The sequence below is a fragment of the Brachyspira aalborgi genome, from assembly GCF_008016455.1.
Taxonomy (GTDB): Bacteria; Spirochaetota; Brachyspiria; order Brachyspirales; family Brachyspiraceae; genus Brachyspira; species Brachyspira aalborgi.
This window is the reverse complement of sequence record NZ_SAXU01000001.1, coordinates 2246603-2262249: the sequence shown is the minus strand read 5'-3', so window position 1 is coordinate 2262249 and position 15647 is coordinate 2246603. Positions and strand designations below refer to the sequence as shown.

At 28.5% G+C, this 15647-nt stretch carries 17 protein-coding genes; 7 read left to right on the top strand and 10 right to left on the bottom strand.

Annotation, left to right across the window (positions count from 1 at the left end; genetic code table 11):
* The first annotated feature begins 27 nt into the window (after positions 1-27).
* Complete coding sequence (locus EPJ79_RS10305) at positions 28-975, top strand: sugar-binding transcriptional regulator (RefSeq protein WP_147739418.1); 948 nt, start codon at positions 28-30, stop codon at positions 973-975.
* A gap of 33 nt (positions 976-1008) precedes the next feature.
* Here the strand turns inward: EPJ79_RS10305 and mnmE are convergent, their stop codons facing one another.
* From mnmE to tsaE, 3 genes are read right to left on the bottom strand one after another with little or no spacing between them, the layout of a single operon-like run.
* Complete coding sequence (mnmE, locus tag EPJ79_RS10300) at positions 1009-2400, bottom strand: tRNA uridine-5-carboxymethylaminomethyl(34) synthesis GTPase MnmE (protein WP_147739417.1); 1392 nt, start codon at positions 2398-2400, stop codon at positions 1009-1011.
* Between the two features lies 1 nt (position 2401).
* Complete coding sequence (locus EPJ79_RS10295; protein ID WP_147739416.1) at positions 2402-3427, bottom strand: hypothetical protein; 1026 nt, start codon at positions 3425-3427, stop codon at positions 2402-2404.
* Entirely contained in the window at positions 3424-3873 is a 450-nt protein-coding gene (tsaE, locus tag EPJ79_RS10290; RefSeq protein ID WP_147739415.1) for a tRNA (adenosine(37)-N6)-threonylcarbamoyltransferase complex ATPase subunit type 1 TsaE, read from the bottom strand. The genes EPJ79_RS10295 and tsaE overlap by 4 nt, the downstream gene beginning before the upstream one ends.
* A 167-nt stretch (positions 3874-4040) precedes the next feature.
* Here tsaE and EPJ79_RS10285 point away from each other — a divergent pair, with 167 nt between their 5' ends.
* The 4 genes from EPJ79_RS10285 (at position 4041) to EPJ79_RS10270 (ending at position 8030) form a co-directional block, all read left to right on the top strand.
* The gene (locus EPJ79_RS10285) at positions 4041-5636 is read left to right on the top strand and encodes a peptide ABC transporter substrate-binding protein (RefSeq protein WP_147739414.1); all 1596 of its coding nucleotides are present in this window, start codon (positions 4041-4043) and stop codon (positions 5634-5636) included.
* Positions 5637-5756: 120 nt separating this feature from the next.
* The gene (locus tag EPJ79_RS10280; protein WP_147530881.1) at positions 5757-6500 is read left to right on the top strand and encodes a YebC/PmpR family DNA-binding transcriptional regulator; all 744 of its coding nucleotides are present in this window, start codon (positions 5757-5759) and stop codon (positions 6498-6500) included.
* Positions 6501-6530: 30 nt separating this feature from the next.
* The gene (gene ruvC, locus EPJ79_RS10275) at positions 6531-7004 is read left to right on the top strand and encodes a crossover junction endodeoxyribonuclease RuvC (RefSeq protein ID WP_147739413.1); all 474 of its coding nucleotides are present in this window, start codon (positions 6531-6533) and stop codon (positions 7002-7004) included.
* A gap of 270 nt (positions 7005-7274) precedes the next feature.
* Positions 7275-8030 carry a PP2C family serine/threonine-protein phosphatase gene (locus tag EPJ79_RS10270; RefSeq protein ID WP_147739412.1) on the top strand — a complete coding sequence of 252 codons (756 nt, stop codon included), beginning with the start codon at positions 7275-7277 and terminating at the stop codon, positions 8028-8030.
* Positions 8031-8162: 132 nt separating this feature from the next.
* Here EPJ79_RS10270 and EPJ79_RS10265 read toward each other — a convergent pair whose 3' ends face one another.
* Complete coding sequence (locus tag EPJ79_RS10265; RefSeq protein ID WP_244289100.1) at positions 8163-8969, bottom strand: PorT family protein; 807 nt, start codon at positions 8967-8969, stop codon at positions 8163-8165.
* A gap of 539 nt (positions 8970-9508) precedes the next feature.
* Between EPJ79_RS10265 and ispF the strand changes: the two genes are divergently transcribed.
* Complete coding sequence (gene ispF / locus EPJ79_RS10260; protein ID WP_147739411.1) at positions 9509-9988, top strand: 2-C-methyl-D-erythritol 2,4-cyclodiphosphate synthase; 480 nt, start codon at positions 9509-9511, stop codon at positions 9986-9988.
* An 8-nt stretch (positions 9989-9996) separates the two neighbouring features.
* Positions 9997-10950 carry a squalene/phytoene synthase family protein gene (locus tag EPJ79_RS10255; protein ID WP_147739410.1) on the top strand — a complete coding sequence of 318 codons (954 nt, stop codon included), beginning with the start codon at positions 9997-9999 and terminating at the stop codon, positions 10948-10950.
* Here EPJ79_RS10255 and EPJ79_RS10250 read toward each other — a convergent pair.
* From EPJ79_RS10250 to rpsK, 6 genes are all read right to left on the bottom strand, one after another.
* Positions 10947-11561: a Smr/MutS family protein gene (locus EPJ79_RS10250; RefSeq protein ID WP_147739409.1), complete on the bottom strand. Its 615-nt coding sequence runs from the start codon at positions 11559-11561 to the stop codon at positions 10947-10949. The genes EPJ79_RS10255 and EPJ79_RS10250 overlap by 4 nt on opposite strands.
* A gap of 15 nt (positions 11562-11576) precedes the next feature.
* On the bottom strand, positions 11577-13067 hold the full coding sequence (rho, locus tag EPJ79_RS10245; RefSeq protein WP_147739408.1) for a transcription termination factor Rho: 1491 nt from the start codon (positions 13065-13067) through the stop codon (positions 11577-11579).
* Between the two features lie 92 nt (positions 13068-13159).
* Positions 13160-13543 (bottom strand): 50S ribosomal protein L17, encoded by a 384-nt coding sequence (gene rplQ, locus EPJ79_RS10240; RefSeq protein WP_147531354.1) that lies wholly within the window; start codon positions 13541-13543, stop codon positions 13160-13162.
* 28 nt (positions 13544-13571) lie between these two features.
* The gene (locus EPJ79_RS10235) at positions 13572-14552 is read right to left on the bottom strand and encodes a DNA-directed RNA polymerase subunit alpha (protein WP_147737253.1); all 981 of its coding nucleotides are present in this window, start codon (positions 14550-14552) and stop codon (positions 13572-13574) included.
* 23 nt (positions 14553-14575) lie between these two features.
* Positions 14576-15202 carry a 30S ribosomal protein S4 gene (gene rpsD, locus EPJ79_RS10230; protein WP_021959152.1) on the bottom strand — a complete coding sequence of 209 codons (627 nt, stop codon included), beginning with the start codon at positions 15200-15202 and terminating at the stop codon, positions 14576-14578.
* 28 nt (positions 15203-15230) lie between these two features.
* Complete coding sequence (gene rpsK / locus EPJ79_RS10225; RefSeq protein WP_021959153.1) at positions 15231-15641, bottom strand: 30S ribosomal protein S11; 411 nt, start codon at positions 15639-15641, stop codon at positions 15231-15233.
* Positions 15642-15647: the final 6 nt, after the last annotated feature.

Below are 15647 nucleotides of genomic sequence, written 5' to 3'. Positions count from 1 at the left end.
TTAAACAATGCTATAATATTGAACATAATGCATTACGATAATAAAAAAATAGCCCAAATAGCAAAAATAGCTTTCCTTTACTATAAAAAAAATAAGAATCAGGAAGAAATTTCTAAATTAATGTCCATAGCTCGTCCTACGATTTCAAAATTAATATCCGAAGCGAAAGATTTATCATTGGTAGATTTTAAAATTAAATATCCTTGGAGAGATAAAGAATTAGAAAAACAAATAATAAATAAATTTAATATAAACGAAGCTATCGTTATAGAATGTTTAAATAATTCCGAAGAAGAAGTTATTACCGAAATTGGAATAGCCGCTGCAAATTATTTTTCAAATATAATAGATAAAGTTAAAAATGTTGGAATATCATGGGGGCAGTCTTTATCTTCTATGATAGAACAATTAAATACTAAAAACTCTTCTGTAGTAAATATTATACAAATGATAGGAGCGACAGGATACGAAAATAAAAATTATGACGGACCTTTGCTCGCTCAATATTTATCTAAAAAATTGAACTCTCAATGTTTAATGATTCATGCTCCTTTGGTAGTTGGAAATAAAGAGATTGCAAAATCTTTAATGAACGATAATACGATAAAAAATATTCTTAAAAAAATATCGAATTTAGATATTGCATTTGTGGGAATAGGATGCGTAGAATTAAAAAATAACAGTTTGTATAAAACGGGATATATAAGCGAAGAGGAATTAAATAAAATAAAAAACGAAGGAGCGATTGGAGATATTTGCGCTCATTATTACGATATAAACGGAAAAGAATTAGATATAGATATTAATAACAGAATAATAGGAGCAAAATTATCCGATTTGAAAAAGATAAAAAATGTAGTCGGAGTAGCTTCGGGATTGGTAAAATCAAAAGCGGTTTATTCGGCTTTAATTGGAAAATATTTGAATACTATAATCATAGATTCTGAATTGGCAAAGAGTTTATTGAATTTATAAATAAATTAAATTTCTAAATTTTATTATTAAGAATTATTTTCCTATACAAAAATTTTTAAATATTTCGTTTATAACTTCTTCGGCGTCTATCTTTCCGCTTACATTTCCTAAAATATTATTTAAAATATTCATCTCTTCGGCTACTTCGTCTAAAGAATAATTTTGCTTCGCTTTTTCAATGCATATATCAAGTTGTTTAATTCCGTTTTCCAAATATCCTCTCTCTCTATTATTAACATAGCTTTCTTTATTAAATATTTGAATATCGCTATCTTTAATATAATTTTTCAAGGCAAAAAATAATTCTTCTTTTCCTTCTTCGGTTTTAGCGCTTATATTGATAATAGAATTTTTAAGATTATAATCAAAATTATTTTTTATATCGCTTTTATTAATCAAATAAATTATTTCTTTATCTTTTAATGTTTCTAAAAATTTAATTAAATTAATATCGTCTTCGCTCGCTTTATCGCTTCCGTCAAAAACCGCGATTATTATATTTGATTCGTAAGCGCATTTTTTCGCTCTCTCTATTCCTTCAATTTCAATATCGTTATTTGTTTCTTTGTGAAATCCCGCAGTATCCATTAAATAAAAAGGAATATTTTCTATATAAATATTTTCGCTCAAAAAATCTCTCGTAGTTCCCGCAACTGACGAAACTATTGCTCTGTCTTTTTCTAAAATCATATTAAAAATACTACTTTTGCCCGCGTTTACTTTTCCCAAAATCGCTACTTTTATTCCGTTTATAAGATTTTCTACTTTTTTTGAATTACTTAAAATATTTTCTATATCTTTTTTTATATTATAAAAATTATTAATAAGTTTATCGTAGGAAAAATTTTCGGTTTCGTCTTCGGGAAAATCAATCTCGCCATAAACTAACATAAGAGAGTTTTTTATATTTTCTCTTAATTTGTCTATCTCTCTTGTTAATCTTCCTCTCATTTTATAAACGCTCGCTTCCGCCATAAGTTTATTATTTGAATCTATCAAATCATGCACGGCTTCGGCTTCGCTTATTCCAATTCTTCCATTTATATAAGCTCTATAAGTAAACTCTCCTTTATTTGCAGCTCGCGCTCCGTTTCTTATTATCAAATTAATCAAAGATTCTATAACTACAATACTTCCATGACAAATAAATTCAACCGTATCTTCGGTGGTAAAAGTATTCGGAGATAATGTTGTAAGTAAAATTAACTCGTCTATAGGATTATTATTTTCGTCTTTTATTAACGCGTAATAACTTTTTCTATGTTCAAAATTTTTTATATTATTATTTTCATTATTTGCATAAAAACAAATTTTTGAAGCGATTTCTAAAGATTTACCGCCCGACATTCTAACTACAGCCAATGCGCTTTTTGAGAATGGAGTTGAAAGAGCGACTATAGTGTCTTTTAAATCGTATTCGTTCATTTTAATTTTTAATAATTCCTATAATATCTTTTTTCTTTCTTTTTAATCTCTTTAATTTCTTTAACCGAATTTTCTTTTCTTTTTCTTCAATTTTTAAAGCGTTATATAAATTGCCGTTTTCAATTATATAATCTTTACAAAAATCATAATCTTTTTGCATAGTTTCAATTTTAGGAATTTGTTTTGCAAATTTAACATAGTCGGAGTTTTTAAGCATATTTATTATATAATCGCTTTTTTTAAATTCTTTCTTATCGAATAATTGATTAATTTCGCTCGTTGTCATATCTTCTATATTAAATAAAAATCTTTTTGTTAAATATCTTTTAAATATAAAAGTTAATTCAAAATAATATTCTGCAAATTTATTTTCATTAAAGTAAATTTTATAATCTATATTTTTTAAATCGTTTAAAGCCTCTTCGTCTTCTTTTATAATAGCTTTCTCTTTAAATTTTTTCTTTAAATATTTAATTATAAATAATATTAAAATTATAATCGCAGATAAAACAATTGCAGACATTAAAATAATTATAAAAAAATATTTTGTCATAGGAATAGAAAGAGTAGATTTTAAAGGAGGCAAAATCTCGCCGTCAGAAAAAGAATTAACTAAAATATTAATATCGTCTCCGTTTAATTCTTTGTATTGATTATTATAATTGTAAGAAATCTTAAAAGGAAAAATAACAAATCGTCCAATATCGTAAAAACCGATTCTATATTTTATAATTCTTTCTTTATAATTTCCGATATTTTTTGTTTCGTTTTCAACTTCGATTATTCTCGTTTGACTCGCTCTTTCGTCAAATGAAATATCTTCAAATTTATAATCAATTTCTTTTTTTGAAATAATTTTAACTTCGTAAATTATATTATCTCCTATAGCTATATCCAAAGAAGAAATTTTTGTTTTTGCCAATATTATAGTTTCTTTTTCAATATTATTATTTGAGCAGGAATTAAATAAAGTTAATAAAAATAATAATAAAATTTTAACAAAAATAATTTTTTTTAGTTTTTTCATTGAATTAAATTTATCCTATATAATCGGCTATTTTCTTCATTTTCAATCATTTCAATTTCAAGTTCGTAATACGGTTTATCAAAATAGCTTTCAAATTTATCGCCCCATTCAATCATTGTAATTCCTCTTTCTTTAATTTTATCTTTAAATCCTATATTATTAAGTTCGTCTTCAGAAGAAAGTCTATAAAGGTCGACATGTCTTAATATAGTTTCTTCGTTTTTAAGAATTATATCATATTCGTTTATTAAAGTAAAAGAAGGACTGCTTACAACATCATCGCTTTTAAGTAATTTTGCAAATATTCTAACAAAAGTAGTTTTCCCAAATCCTAAATTTCCTTTCATTATTATCAAATCGCCGTTTTTTAAAATATCGCATAAAAAAGATGCAATTTCTTCTATATTTTCAATATTTGATTTTTTAGTAAAAATATTTTTTTTCATAATGTTATTGATTATATATTTTAAAAAATAAATTATCAAATTAATTTTTAGTAAAAACTATATTTATAAAATATAATTATCTAAAGTATTATTATTCATAGAATTTTATATTGACTTTATAAATTAATTAAATATAATTTGTAAAATTTTAATTCGGAGATATAAAAATGAAAAAGATTATTATTTTTTTACTAATTATTTTAAGCGCTTTCGCTATTTCTTGTAAAAATAAAACTGTTTCGGATTCTATAGTCGTTAATATGGGAGCTGAACCTAAAACTATGGACCCAACTTTAAACTCTATAAGCGTTGTGTCCGTTTATATAATTCATGCTTTTGAAGGTTTAACAAAACTCGATTCAAATAATAATGTTGTTGGAGCGGTTGCTGAAGGTTGGTTTATATCGGATGACGGACTTAAATATACTTTTCATTTGAGAACGAATGCAAAATGGAGCGATGGAAAACCAATTACTGCAAACGATTTTGAATATTCTTGGAAAAGAGCGGTTAACCAAAATGTCGCCGCCGAATACGCTTATATGATGGAAGTTGTTAAAAACGCTAAAGAAATTAACGCGGGAATAATGGATTATAATAATTTAGGAGTTAAGGCTATAGACGATTATACTCTTGAAGTTATTTTAGAAAATCCGACCGCGTATTTTTTAGAGTTTATAGCCTCTACGGGAATTTTTATGCCTGTTCGTAAAGATATTATAGAAACTTATAAAGACGAATGGACTTTAAACCCTGAAACCTATATAGGAAACGGACCTTATAAAATGACTGAAAGACTTGCAGACCAAAAAATAGTTTTTTCCGTTAATACAAATTATTATTCTAAAGAAGAGCAAATTGCAAAAGAGATAACTTTTATTATAATGAGCGACCCAAATACGGCGGTAGCGGGACTTAAAAACGGAACGATTCATTTTTCCGCTTTAGAACCTCCAGCTGCGGAAATAGAAAATCTTAAATCTGAAGGTTATATTGCTGCAAATTACGGCTTGGGAACTTATTATTTAGAATTAAATATAACAAACGAAGCCTTAAAAGACAAAAGAGTTAGACAAGCGCTCGCCCTCGCAATAGACAGAAATTATATAGTTTCAAATGTAACTAAAGGCGGACAAATTCCAGCGGGAGCTTTCGTTCCTACTCAAGTTAGAGGATTAAACGGAACTTTTAGAAGCGAATCGGGAGATTATATAGATATTAATAATTATAAAGAGAATATTAAAAAAGCAAAATCTCTAATGTCAGAAGCGGGTTATCCTAACGGAGAAAATTATCCGATATTAGAATTAAAAGTTTCGCCAGGAATTTATGTTTTAGTAGGCGAAGCAATTCAGCAAATGTGGAAAGATAATTTAAATGTTACAGTTCAATTAATAATAGAAGATTTTCCTATAACTTTGCAATCTTTAATAGAAAAAAATTATCAATTATCAAGAATGGGATGGACGGGCGATTATAACGACCCAATGACAATGCTCGATGTTATGCTTAGTTATGGCGGAATAAATCATAGCGGTTTTGCAAATGCAAATTATGATAGATTAATTTTAATGGCAAAACAATCTCCCGATAATAAAGTGAGAATGGATGCAATGAGACAAGCGGAAAGTATTTTAATGGACGAAATGCCAATAATTCCTCTATATTACAGAGCGGACGCTTTAATGATTAGCCCAAAATTGAAAGGAGTCGTTCTTAATCCTTTAGGAAGGCATAAATTTAATTATTGTTATATAGAATAAAATTTATAATATTTTTATTTTTATAACTTAAAAAAGTATTTGACAGTAATTAATTTTTATTATATAATAGTTGTAAATTAAATAATAAATCTTAAATAAAAAATTAATAGAGGTGCAAAAATGTCAGGACACTCCAAGTGGGCAAGTATTAAACATAAAAAAGCCGCAAACGATTCAAAAAGAGGAAAAATTTGGTCTAAAATAGCAAAAGAAATAACTATTGCCGTGAAAGAGGGAGGAAGCCCTGACCCGTCTCAAAATGCAAGATTGAGAATGGTTATAGTTAAAGCGAAAGGCACAAATATGCCTAACGATAATATAGACAGAGCTATAAAAAGAGGAGTAGGCGGAGGAGACGGCGCTACGATAGAAGAAATATCTTACGAAGGATACGCTCCAGGCGGAGTGGCAATTATAGTGGATGTCGCTACCGATAATAAAAATAGAACCGCTGCGGAAATTAGGTCTATATTCAGTAAAAACGGAGGAAATTTGGCGGAAAACGGAAGCGTTTCTTGGCAATTTAAGAAAAAAGCGATTGTTATGATTCCTTCTGCTGGAAATACGGAAGAAAGTTTAATGGATATAGTTTTGGATGCGGGAGCGGAAGATATAGAACAGGACGGAGAAGTATTTACTATAACGGGACCTATGGAATCTCTCTCTTCAATAGTTGATGCGTTAAAAGAAAAAGGAATAGAACCTGAAAGCGCCGAGATAGTTAGAGTCGCCGACAATAATATGACTATTGCAGAAAATGAAGCTAAAAAAGTTATGAAAATTATTTCTTTATTTGAAGACCATGACGATGTTTCGGCAGTCGCTACTAATTTAGAAATTACCGACAATCTTATAGAAGAATAAAAATAAAATTATAATAAATAAAAATCTATAATGATAACATTAGGAATAGACCCTGGATTTGCAAGATGCGGATACGCTTTTATAGAATCAAAAAATTCAATTTATAGAATAGTAGAATCGGGACTTATCGAAACTTTTAAAGAAATGGAATATAATCAAAGATTAAAAAAAATATATGACGATTTAAATAATTTAATAAAAAAAATAAAACCCGACAATGCGGCTATAGAAGAATTATTTTTTTCAAAGAATTCAACAACCGCTCTAAAAGTTGCTGAAGCGAGAGGAATTATAATACTTGCATTAACCGTAAACAATATTGATTTTAAAGAATATAAACCTAAAGAAGTGAAATCTCAAATAACAGGAAATGGAAACGCCAATAAAAACGCTGTTATAAAAATGATTAATTTATTTACGAATTCAAAAATAATTCAAGACGATACCGCGGACGCTGTGGCAATCGCTTTGGCTCATGCATCAAGAAATAGAATTTTTAAGTAAATAATTTTTTATTTAAACTTTGACAAATTAAAATATAATGTATTTAAGTCAATAATAGAAGAATTAATAAAATAAAAAGCGATTTTCTTAAAAGAGAATTTAATTGAAAGAACATATAACGATTATTGCAATTGTAGGCATTGCATTAACTTTAGCGGGCGTTATAATTTCAGAGTTAAGATATTAAATTTAAAATTATATTGATAAAATTTTTTAATTATTTATAATATTAAACAATTATAACATTTTTAATTTTAAGGAAAAATTTTTATGAATATTTTTTGTTTTACAAATAAAGGCGCAAATTCAAAAATAAATACAGATACGATTTTATTTAATAGCGAGGCAATATCGGGAAATCCTTTAATAATAAACGAACAAAATAATTATAGCCATTTTATAAATTCAATAGAAGGCTCTGCGCTTGGACTTATAGCTGACGGTTTGGGAGATACTTTCGCTTCAAAATTAGCCGTTAAAACTTATAACGAAAATTTTTTAGATTTAATTGAAACAGTCGGAGAACAAGAAATTATAAATTGGATAATGCATAATTTTATTAAACTTGAAGTAAACGCGGCAAGAGAATCGGCAGACGATAAAATTAAAGCTATGTCGGGAGCTTCAATAGCGGGAATATTATATCATAAATTCGCGGGCGTTTTTATTTTTCATGCGGGAGATTCAAAAGTTTTTGCGGTAGATAAAGATAAAGCTATGCAAATAACTAAAGACCATATTAACGGCTACGGTTTAGAAAATTGCGCATGCGCTGGCGGAGGACATTACATTTCAATAGAAGGAGCGAGACGAAATAAAAATCATAATTATTTTATCGCCACAAATTCTATGTGCGAACTTTTATCAAAAAAATATAATTCTGTTGAAGAAGGAATTTTTGATATAATGAAAATTGATAATATAGAAAACTCAATAAACGAATTAAAAAAATTGTCAGAAAATTACAAAGATAATACAACTGCATTGGGATTGATAAATCTATTTTATGTCAACGACAAATATTAATTCTTTTATTAAAAGAAAGTTAAAATTTATCTTACTCTTTGTCATTATTCAATAAAAAACGGTTTATACAATTAAGTATAAACCGCAAATCAAGTGTTTTAGAATTTATATGAAAAATTTTGAAAAAGATTTTTAAACTTTCGGACCAAATCTAAATCCTAATTGAAGCCCAAAGTCAAATGCATTGACTCCAATTCTTTGAGATTTTGGTGCAAAATCTCCGCCCAAATATAAGCCGAAATTCATTCCTATATTATCGGTAAAGAACAAATAATAATCGAAAGTCACTTTCAAATAGCCGATAACTGAAGGAGAGAATAAATCAACTATATCTTGTCTTTTAAGGTCAACCTCAGTTTTTGCTTCTACACCTCCTATAGTAGCAGTTATTTTTGATTTTCCAGCAAGAGGGATTTTAGCTCCTCCTCCAATTCCTATGGCTATCGCTCCTTTGCCAACACCAATATTGAATTTAGGAAGTAGTCCCAATTTGAAACTATGATAGTATTGCCAATAACTAGCTTTAGCTTCTGGTGTGATTGTTTTGTATCCATAACCATACGAATCAAAACTATAGCCCAATTCAGCCAATAGGCTTATTCCGAAACCTTCTTTAACTGAAATCATATAGCCGATTTGAGCGTCAACACCAACATCAGCGCCCATATGAGTGAGATTGTCACTTCCAAACATATCTTTAGTTTCTTTAGTAGGAAGTCCAACATTCAACCCGAAAGGCACATTCAATAAAAACTCGAACCCACTTGCCGCAAATGCCGATACGCTAAAAATCATCGTCATTGCAATTGTTAGAAGAAATTTTTTAATTTTTTTCATTTTGTTATCTCCTTTTATGAAAAATTTTTTATTTATAACAAAATCGGGTTTCTTCTCTCCCGATAAGTTATCGCGATTAATGTATCCGAAAGAAACGGACAAAATTTTAATAATTTTTTCGATTGATTTATTTTTGAAAAGTTTAAACTTATGGTACTGTACTGTACTGTACTGTACTGTTCAACATACTTACAATGTTTTTAAATCTCATATAAATTTTCCATCACTTTTTTTATTTATATTTTAAATTATACAATATCTAAAAAATTTTGTCAATAACAATTTAAATATTTTTTAACTAACTTTTAATTTATACAATAAGTTTAAAAATTAGTCAATAGTTTATTTTAATTTTTTTTTCAATATTGATTAATTTAATTTAACAATATTATAAAGCATTTAAAAATTTTTGTCAACAAAATAATTTAAATATTTATTAACTATTATTATACAATCTTTTAAAATAAAGTCAATATAATTAATTTAAATTTTTTTAATTTATAGAAATTTTTAACATTGATTAAAAAATATATCAATAGTTCAAAATTATAAAAAATCTAATTTTACGGCTTTATAATATTTATTTGACAAATATAATCATTTTAGTATAATTTTTATATTATAAATATTAGGATAATACAATGATAATAGGATACGGTTATGATTCTCATATATTTGAAAAAAACAGAAAATTAATTTTGGCGGGAATAGAAATTCCTTACGAATTAGGATTAAAAGGACATTCCGATGCGGATGTTATCTCGCATGCTTTGATAGATTCTATATTTGGAGCTTTGGCGCTTGGCGATATAGGAAGCCATTTTCCCGATAACGATAATAAATATAAAGATATTTCTTCAATAAAATTATTAGAAGAGACAATTAAATTAATGGAAGAAAAAGAATATATGATTTCAAATACGGATATTACAATTATACTTGAAAAACCAAAATTAAGAGATTATATAGATTCTATGAGAGAAAATTTATCTAAAGCCTTAAAAACTAAAATAGAAAATGTTTCAATAAAAGCTAAAACAAACGAAAGAATGGACGCGATAGGAAGAGGAGAAGGAATAGCCGTTCATTGCGTTTCTTTATTAAAAAAAATTGACGAATAGGAATTAATATGGCAAATAAAATTACTACAAAATATTTACTCGATTTAGTTTCAAGAAGTTTTGCTTTGGCGATTCCTCTTCTTGATAAAAATAAAAAAATAAAAGTCGAAGTTCAATATTTGCTTGCAAGAATAATTGACACTATTGAAGATTCTATGCATGAAATTAAAGATAAAGAAACTTTGATAACGGGATTTATAAATATATTAAAAACTGCAAATATGGAAAATATAGAGAATTTTAAAAAAGTAGTGATAAGCAAAACAATAAACGAAAACGATAAAATTCTTATAGAAAATATAGATATTGTTCTTAAAGTTTTTTTCAATTTTCCTTTGGATATAAGAAATATATCTATATCATACTTAAAAGAAATGGGCTATGGAATGATTTATTATCAAGACCATATAATTTCAAGCTTTGACGACTTAAACGATTACTGCTATTATGTCGCGGGAACTGTCGGATTATATTTAACCGAAATAACAAGGTTATTAGACGGATTAAATTTAGACAAAGAAAAAGCAAAAAGGCTTGGAATATTTTTACAAAAAATTAATATAATAAAAGACGCTAAAATTGATTACAAAGAAAAAAGAATATTCTGGCCCTCTTCTCTTTTCGATAATGAAAATCCCGCTCCTTATTTTGAAGATAAAGCTTATATGGATAAATCGCTTGAAGTTTTAAATAAAATGATAGAAAGCGCAAATAATGAATTTAAATCTTCAATAGAATATATTATGAGCATAGAAAAAAAAGCTCAAGGTTATAGACGATTCTGTTTAGTTTCGGTATTAATGGGACATGAAACCTTAAAACTTCTAAAAAATAATTACGATTTATTTACGGAAAAAACTTTAAAAATATCTAAAAAAACTACTATAGATATAGTTTCAAAAGTAAAATCGGATTTTTATACAAACAAAAAACTTGAAGATATATTAACAAATACTAATTAATCATTGCTATGAAGATAAATTAATTTTGCGCCGCCTCCTCCAAGTCGAGCGGGGGCTTCTGTAGAATATTTTATATAATATTTTCCTTCTGTCGCTATATAATATTCTACCAAATCTTTCAAAACAGAAATTTTATTTTCGCTTCTAAATCCTTTTCCATGTATTATAAGAATTACTTTTAATTTATTTCTTTTAGCTTCAAAAATAAATTTCTTTACGCTATGCAATGCTCTTTCGCGCGTAAGCCCATGCAAATCCAAAGTATCTTGAGGAATTACATTTTTTAAATTAGGTTTAAATTTTGGATATTTTTTTTCAATATTATTAGTATTTTTTATATGATTTGAGCAATCAAGATTTTTAATCGCATTTAAAAATATTTCTTTATCTTTTTCGCTATAATTATTATCTTTATCATAATTATTTTTATTTTTTAAATTATTTTTATTGAGATTAATATTTTTTTTATTTTGATTTACTTTTTGATTTTTAGAATTCTCTTTTAATTTTTTTTGAAATTTATTATTTAAATCTTCAGGAAAATATCCATGCTCTAAATAAAACTCGAATAATTCTTTATCTTTAGAATTCTTATGCGAGTCTTCGGACATATTAAATCCTTAAAATTATGAATTTAATAATTTAAGAAATTCAAAATTATTTTTAGTGGAACTCATTTTATCAATAACTTTTTCTATAATTCCGTATTCGTCAACATTGCCGTTAATACTTTGAGCGTTTCTTATAAGTCGCATTTTAGCAAGCTCTTCATCGCTTAAAAGCAAATCGTCTCTTCGAGTGGAAGAAGAATCTATATCTATCGCTGGGAATAATCTTCTATTTGCAAATTTTCTGTCTAAATGAAGTTCCATATTTCCCGTGCCTTTAAACTCTTCGTAAATATAATCGTCCATTCTACTTCCCGTATCGACTAAAGCGGACGCGATTATTGTCAAAGAACCTCCGTCTTCTATATTACGAGCGGCTCCGAAAAATCTTTTTGGTTTATGCAAAGCGTTTGAATCGACTCCGCCTGTAAGTATCTTTCCGCTTGCTGGAACGGTTAAGTTATAAGCTCTTGAAAGTCTGGTTATAGAATCTAATATAATAACAACATCATGTTTATTTTCAACCAACCGTTTAGCTTTCTCTAAAACCATTTCAGAAACTTGACAATGTTTTTCTGGCGGTTCGTCAAAAGTTGAAGCTATAACTTCAGCTTCTGGAACATTTCTCTTCATATCGGTAACTTCTTCTGGTCTTTCGTCTATAAGAAGTATAAAAAGTTTTATATCGGGATAATTTCTGCAAATAGCGTTTGCAATCTCTTGAAGCATCATAGTTTTTCCCGCTTTTGGAGGCGAGACAATTAAACCTCTCTGTCCTTTTCCTATAGGAGAGACTAAATTTATTATTCGAGTTGAAATTTTATTTGGCGCAAATTCTAAATTTATTCTTTCGTTTGGAAATATCGGCGTTAGCTTATCAAATATAGGTCTTTTATATAAATTCTCTGGCTTATCTCCGTTTACTCTCTCTATTCTTAAAAGTCCAAAAAATTTTTCTGGGCTATTATCTTTAGGAGGACGAACTTCTCCGCCGACTACATCTCCCGTTCTTAATCCGAATAATCTTATTTGAGTTGGAGCTATATATATATCGTCATGCCCCGATAAATAATTTGTATTTTTAGACCTTAAAAAACCAAAACCGTCTGGCAAAACTTCTAAAGTTCCTTCCGCTTCAATTTTTCCGCCCGAGTTAAGATGCGCTCTCAATATTAAATGCATTAATTCCTGACGGCGAACATTAGTATCTCTTCTTACGCCATAGCCGTTTGCAAATTCTAATAATTCTTCAAATGTCAAACCGCTTAATTTATTTATATAAATAATATCTTGAGGTCTTTTTATACTTTGAACCTCTTCATATTCAATATTATTATCTTCCTGCGAAATTGCATTCTCTTCGTTATTAGAAATATTTTCAGTATTAACGGAAATAGCTTTTACGACTTTTTTTCTAACACTCCTAACTTTAACGGGTTTAGCTTCCGTATTATCCGCCGCATTAGCCTCAATATTTTCTTCAATTGTATTTGCTTCGTTTATAGACATAAGCGCTCCTCAATAATAATATACTTTTAAAGCATATAAACATTATATATTTATATTAGATTTATAAATTAGTATTCATTATATTTATTTTTCTATTTTTTTATTTCAGTTTTATTAGACGAACCATCGCAAAGCATAACCACGCACATATCGGCAGCGTCTCCAAATCTTTTATACGACAAAATTTTTCTCACAAAACCGCCGTTTCTATCTAAATATCTTGGGGCAATATCTTTAAATAATTTCCTCAATATAGTTTCGTCTTTTACATATCTTGCTATTATTCTTCTATTATGAATATTATCGGTTTTTGCTCTATAAATAATTTTGTCGGCTAATTGTTTTATAGCTCTGCCCTTTTCTTTAGTAGTTTCTATTTTCTCATATTTTAAAAGAGAAGTTAGCATATTTGAAAGCATAGCTTTTCTATGGGCGCTTGTTCTATTAAATTTTTTAACGCTTACTCTATGTCTCATTTTATTATCCTTAATTTAATTATTTATTTTATATCATTCTTCTCATTCCAAGATGAGCGCCGTATTCTTCAAGTTTTTCTTTAATCTCTTCGATAATCATTTCATTAGCTCCCGTAAGTCTTAATAAATCGCTATCGGATTTTAAAGCCACTTTATCGAGAGTTTTCAAATCGGATGAAATTAAAAAATTAGCGGTTCTTATTGAGAATTCTACTTCTTCAACATGTTTATCTTTCAAAACATCTAAAATAGAATCCTTTGGAGCTTCTTCTAATTTTTCATCATCTTCATTTGCTTCTTCTGGCAACATAAAACAAAGCAAATTATCTTTCAATATTTTAGCTGCCCAAGATAGCGCCTTATCTGGAGCTATATTTCCTTTAGTTTCTATTTCTAAAGTGAGCCTTCCATAATCTATTCTCTGCCCTACTCTTATATCTTCCACATTATAATTTACGCTTACTATAGGAGAATATATAGCGTCTATTACTATAGCGTTAATATCGCTTATCAATTCTGCGGATACTTCGGCTGGCACATAACTATAGCCTCCGTCTATTTGAATATCCATTTCAAAACTATAACCTTCGGATATTGTCGCTATATAATAATCTGGATTATAAACTTTTACTTCAGAGTCGGATTCAACCAAATCTTTAGCCGTTATAATACAAGGACCTTCTTTTTTTACATGAATAGTTTTACTCTCTATATGGTCGGGAAGAGAAACAACGACATTTTTAAGATGCATTATCATAACTATCGTGTCTTCTTTCATACCTTCCACATTTTCAAATTCATTGCTTACATCTTTTATTTTAATAGCCGTGATGGCGTATCCTGGTATCGAAGATAATAATACTCTTCTTAAAGCGTTACCTATAGTAACGGCATATCCTCTTTCAAAAGGTTGAGCTATAAATTTGCCATAATTAGAAGTCAAATCTTTAGCTTCAAAAGTGACTTTATGCGGATGCCTTATAGATTCCAATATTTCTTTTAATGCCATTCTTATAATACCTCTTATGCCGTTTATTTAGAATAATACTCAATTATGAGCTGTTCGTTAATAGGATATTCTATATGCTCTCTTATAGGCAAAGTTACAATTTCGCCCGTTTTATTAGACAAATCTAAACTAAGCCAAGCGGGAACATATTCGCTTTTTAAATCCTCTACTATCTCTTTAACTTGTCCTATAGCGTTTCCTCTATCGGTAATTGAAATTTTATCTCCGACTTTTACGCAATAAGAAGGAATTGTCATTCTCTTGCCATTAACGGAAATAAATCCATGATAGACAAATTGCCTAGCTTGAGACCTGCTTTTAGCAAGTCCTAATCTATAAACGACATTATCCAAACGCAATTCTAATAATCTAAGTAAATTTTCGCCTGAAACCCCGCTTATACGAGTAGCTTCTTGATAGTAATTTCTAAATTGCTTTTCTAAAATACCGTATATTCTTTTAACTTTTTGTTTTTCTCTCATCTGAACGCCGTATTCCGATAATTGTTTCATTTTACGATTAACGGGACCTGGAACTTCTCTTCTTTTAGTTATAGCGCATTTTGCAGTAACGCATCTATCGCCTTTTAACATAAGTTTCATTCGTTCCCTGCGGCATAATCTGCAGCTTGCATCTCTGTATCTTGCCATAATTTATTAACTCCTATTTATAGCGCAATTATATTCTTCTTCTCTTTTTCGGACGACATCCGTTATGAGGCATCGGAGTAACATCTTTAATAAGTTTGACCTTTAAACCCGAAGATTCAACGGCTCTTATAGAACTTTCTCTGCCCATACCAGGACCTTTTACATACACATCAACCTCGCGAACGCCCATTTCAAAAGCTTTTTTAGAAGCTTTTTCGCTTGCAATTTGAGCGGCAAACGGAGTGGATTTTTTACTGCTTTTATAATCTCCATCCAAACCAGCGCTTGCCCATGATAAAGTATTGCCATTACGGTCGGTTATTGTAACTATAGTATTATTAAAACTAGCTTTTATATGCACTATTCCAAAAGCCTCTACCTTTTTATCTCTTTTAACTTTTTTATCTTTTACAGTTTTTTTAACTCTTTGAGTTGCCACTAAATT

Excerpts from the sequence above, each read along its gene's own strand:
- EPJ79_RS10255 (WP_147739410.1), top strand. The coding sequence starts at position 9,997 with ATGGCAAATAAAATTACTACAAAATATTTACTCGATTTAGTTTCAAGA.
- ispF (WP_147739411.1), top strand. The coding sequence starts at position 9,509 with ATGATAATAGGATACGGTTATGATTCTCATATATTTGAAAAAAACAGA.
- EPJ79_RS10270 (WP_147739412.1), top strand. The coding sequence starts at position 7,275 with ATGAATATTTTTTGTTTTACAAATAAAGGCGCAAATTCAAAAATAAAT.
- EPJ79_RS10250 (WP_147739409.1), bottom strand. The coding sequence starts at position 11,561 with ATGTCCGAAGACTCGCATAAGAATTCTAAAGATAAAGAATTATTCGAG.
- mnmE (WP_147739417.1), bottom strand. The coding sequence starts at position 2,400 with ATGAACGAATACGATTTAAAAGACACTATAGTCGCTCTTTCAACTCCA.
- rho (WP_147739408.1), bottom strand. The coding sequence starts at position 13,067 with ATGTCTATAAACGAAGCAAATACAATTGAAGAAAATATTGAGGCTAAT.
- tsaE (WP_147739415.1), bottom strand. The coding sequence starts at position 3,873 with ATGAAAAAAAATATTTTTACTAAAAAATCAAATATTGAAAATATAGAA.
- EPJ79_RS10285 (WP_147739414.1), top strand. The coding sequence starts at position 4,041 with ATGAAAAAGATTATTATTTTTTTACTAATTATTTTAAGCGCTTTCGCT.
- ruvC (WP_147739413.1), top strand. The coding sequence starts at position 6,531 with ATGATAACATTAGGAATAGACCCTGGATTTGCAAGATGCGGATACGCT.
- EPJ79_RS10305 (WP_147739418.1), top strand. The coding sequence starts at position 28 with ATGCATTACGATAATAAAAAAATAGCCCAAATAGCAAAAATAGCTTTC.
- rpsD (WP_021959152.1), bottom strand. The coding sequence starts at position 15,202 with ATGGCAAGATACAGAGATGCAAGCTGCAGATTATGCCGCAGGGAACGA.
- EPJ79_RS10280 (WP_147530881.1), top strand. The coding sequence starts at position 5,757 with ATGTCAGGACACTCCAAGTGGGCAAGTATTAAACATAAAAAAGCCGCA.
- EPJ79_RS10235 (WP_147737253.1), bottom strand. The coding sequence starts at position 14,552 with ATGGCATTAAAAGAAATATTGGAATCTATAAGGCATCCGCATAAAGTC.
- rplQ (WP_147531354.1), bottom strand. The coding sequence starts at position 13,543 with ATGAGACATAGAGTAAGCGTTAAAAAATTTAATAGAACAAGCGCCCAT.
- EPJ79_RS10295 (WP_147739416.1), bottom strand. The coding sequence starts at position 3,427 with ATGAAAAAACTAAAAAAAATTATTTTTGTTAAAATTTTATTATTATTT.